Origin of the sequence: Aliivibrio kagoshimensis, assembly GCF_050337105.1 — a bacterium.
In the GTDB taxonomy this organism is placed as follows: domain Bacteria; phylum Pseudomonadota; class Gammaproteobacteria; order Enterobacterales; family Vibrionaceae; genus Aliivibrio_A; species Aliivibrio_A kagoshimensis.
Genome location: NZ_JAKJSQ010000136.1, coordinates 1 through 2,861, shown reverse-complemented (window position 1 = coordinate 2,861; position 2,861 = coordinate 1). Strand labels below are relative to the sequence as shown.

The following is a 2,861-nucleotide window of genomic DNA, read 5'->3' as shown; positions in this document are numbered from 1 at the left end:
AAATTAATATAAAGGATAGTAATACTTGTATAGTTCTATTATTCATACTGTGTAAATCTCTACTACTTAGAAAGCAATATTTGCATCAATGGACCAGATATCTTGGTCATAGCTATAGGTTGCTTTGGTGGAATCTTTCTCTTCTGTTTTCCAGCTTGCCGAAAGATCTATCCACTCTTTCATATCATACCCTAGAGTCGCACCGGTTTTGAGTGTGTCCTCACTTCTTGAATCGCCTGTATAGTCTTCATCAATTTTTTCTAGACTGAAGTTCGTGTAAATGAGAGGCATCCAGTAGTGCTTCCAACTTGCTTGGTAGTTTTTCTCATTAACGTAATCACCCGCTTGGTCAGGGTCTTTAGCTACTTGCGAGGTGGTAAAGATTACTGTTGAGTGTTCTGATGGTGTCCACTCTAAAGCAACTCTCCAACTGAACCCACCGAAGTCCTCTCTTCTAGAGTCTTTAAACTGCTTGTCTTGGTAACCCAGTTTAACCGAACCTTTTGTTTTTCCGGTGATATCCCACTGCGCACCTGCATAGAGGAAGTGTGTGTCACTGTCTTGCTCTATTGAGGTTTCAAATACGTAATCATAGCGGCGGTCAAGCTTTTCAACTTCAAAAATTAAATCACTGTTTGGAAAAACCTTGTAGAAGAAAATGAAGTCATATCGCATCTCATCAAAATCGTTAAATCGAGAACTTTGATAAGCATTGATACCCGTAATATTCCGATAGTTCTTATAGGTTCGATTACTGAATCCGAGAGAGGCTTCAATACGGCCTTTAGCATCTTCAGCCCCATATACATAGATAGTATTAATCTGGTGCGAGTCATAACGTAAAGGTTCACTAATGGCCTTTGAGTGTTCATCACCAGCCGCTAAGCCAATACCGCGATCTTCATGCAGGTAAAAATAAGAGTAATCAAATTGAAATGCGTGTCTTAAATTGAATCGCAGAAAGTTGTTACTGGCAAATTTATGATCGACATAGTTGTCATCTTTGCTGTCACTATACGATCCACTAGTCAGTGCGTATTTTAGCTCGTAGATATTTTCTCCGCGCTCAGCTTTGAGTGCTAAACCTGGAGTCACCTCTAAAAGTGGCGAGGAGATAGGTATTTCACCCTCAGAGACATGGGTGATGTTATCGTTATATTGGTACGAAGCTGCAAGAACAGGCTGTACCTCAATACCGGACTCAGTAATGTATGGTGTTGGTTCGACTGCCAGAGATTGCATTGAAATCATAGAGAGTGGAAGAGTAAGAAAGATTACTCGAGTCGTTTGTTTCATCCTTGGGGCCCTGTTTTAGTAAGCAGTTTTGCTTACGAATCCTTTGAAAATAGTTAAAAATACGATCTTAATGTCCATCCATAAAGACCAACTTTGAATATAAGCTAAATCAAACTCAACTCGTTTTTCCATCTTATCTAAAGTGTCGGTTTCTCCACGATAGCCGTTAATTTGAGCCCAGCCGGTTATTCCTGGTTTAACTTTATGGCGTAGCATATAGCGGTCAACGATTGAACGGTACTCTTCGTTATGTGCAACGGCATGAGGCCTTGGCCCCACAATGGACATCCTACCTTGTAATACATTAATAAATTGTGGCAACTCATCCAACGAAGTTCGACGGATGAAAGCACCAAATGTCGTGACTCGAGGATCATTCTGGGTTGCTTGTTTTACAACACTGCCATTATCCATTGAACGCATTGAGCGGAACTTCCAAACCTTAATTTTTCTTCCATCCAGTCCATAGCGATCCTGTTTAAATAGTATAGGGCCAGGAGAGGAGAGTTTTACTCCAACAGCTACGATGGCAAGTACAGGCAAAATAAAGGCGAGAATGAGGCTAGATAGAACGATGTCTTCTGCACGTTTTACCCAGGTAGTTAAGCCGTTAAATGGCGTATCATGAACACTCAATGTATGGATGTTGCCAACATGGTGCCATCTTGAATGCAATAGGTTATAGGTGAAGAAATCTGGGACTAAGTAGGTGTTGGCGGTGGTATTTGAAAACTGAGAGATGAACTTTGAGATGCGCTGGTTCGCGTGCATCGGCATGGCGATGTATACGTGCTCGACATCTCCACTTTTGGCGCGTTCTAATGCATCTTCAACACTGCCTAACAAAGGAGCGTTAACAGATTCCGGTAATCGGTCTGGTGTTCTTTCGTCATAAAACCCTATAAATTCAATGCCTAACCCTTTCTTCCTTTCGAGCTCTTTAGCTAGTGCAATTCCGTTATCGGTAACCCCTATAATGATCGCTTTTCGGGAGTTAAATCCTTTCTTTCGCAGTGCTTTTAATACTAATTTAAAGAGGTATCTCCACCCAATGAGTACGATTGGTGCGCTCACAAACCAACAACCCACAACCAGACGAGAGTATGCCTCACTGGTTTTGGTGAAGTAACCAACAGAAAGAATAATGACGGAGCTAAAAATCCAAGGAAGAAGAGTGGCATTGATGTGTTCTTTAAACGTATTGACACGCCAAGAGCGGTAAAGATTGGAGCTTTCAGCAGCAAGCATAAAACTCAAGACGGCAAGCGTACCGGCTAAAAAGTAGTCTTTAGTGAAAGTTTGTAAGATGAGGTAAGAGGAGATATAGAGGGAAATCGAGATAAAGAAGATGTCAGTGAGCCGATAGAGAAATGCAAACTCCATCTCGTGTGATTTTATCAATCCATTGTTTGGCATTACTTGTCCCTAAAACTCATTACAGCACGCTACCGCCAGTAGGTTAAGCTCCTACCGCGCTACGAATATAAATCAAAAAGCGTACTTATGATGAGAAACTCTACATCTTAAATATTGCAAATATAATTATTGAATGAGTAGTATATTTT

General features: G+C 41.0%; 2 protein-coding genes. Both read right to left on the bottom strand.

Features of this window, described 5'->3' with window-relative positions; genetic code table 11:
- Positions 1-66: 66 nt before the first annotated feature.
- Entirely contained in the window at positions 67-1,296 is a 1,230-nt protein-coding gene (locus L4C32_RS20415; protein WP_428198730.1) for an outer membrane beta-barrel protein, read from the bottom strand.
- A gap of 15 nt (positions 1,297-1,311) precedes the next feature.
- Positions 1,312-2,712 carry an undecaprenyl-phosphate glucose phosphotransferase gene (locus L4C32_RS20410; protein ID WP_428198729.1) on the bottom strand — a complete coding sequence of 467 codons (1,401 nt, stop codon included), beginning with the start codon at positions 2,710-2,712 and terminating at the stop codon, positions 1,312-1,314.
- Positions 2,713-2,861: the final 149 nt, after the last annotated feature.